At 67.3% G+C, this 281-nt stretch carries 1 protein-coding gene; it reads left to right on the top strand.

Translation table 11 applies throughout. The annotated features are described in order from the left end of the window. Positions 1 to 211, top strand: a 211-nt coding sequence (locus EN850_RS35960; RefSeq protein WP_210238109.1) for a hypothetical protein, incomplete at its 5' end; no start/stop codon positions are given. Between the last annotated feature and the right edge of the window lie 70 nt (positions 212 to 281).

The following is a 281-nucleotide window of genomic DNA, read 5'->3' on the forward strand; positions in this document are numbered from 1 at the left end:
CACGCCGGACGACAACCGCGTCACCCACGGCTGCATCAACGTCTCGCCGACGTTCTACGAGCAGATCGTGCAGTCCACGTTCGAAAAGGGCGGTGTGTTCTACATCCTGCCGGACAAGGATTCGATCGCGAAGACGTTCCCGGAGTTCGCGCAGAGCCGTGGCGATGCGAAGGACGCCGACGAGAAGGGCGCGCGGCGCGCGAGCAAGTAGCGCGCGCTCGCTGTACCGGTCCACCAGGCAGTCCGCCCGGCCTCGCCTCAGCAGGGAGCGCCTGGCCAGC

This window comes from Mesorhizobium sp. M8A.F.Ca.ET.207.01.1.1 (assembly GCF_004794715.1).
In the GTDB taxonomy this organism is placed as follows: Bacteria; Pseudomonadota; Alphaproteobacteria; order Rhizobiales; family Rhizobiaceae; genus Mesorhizobium.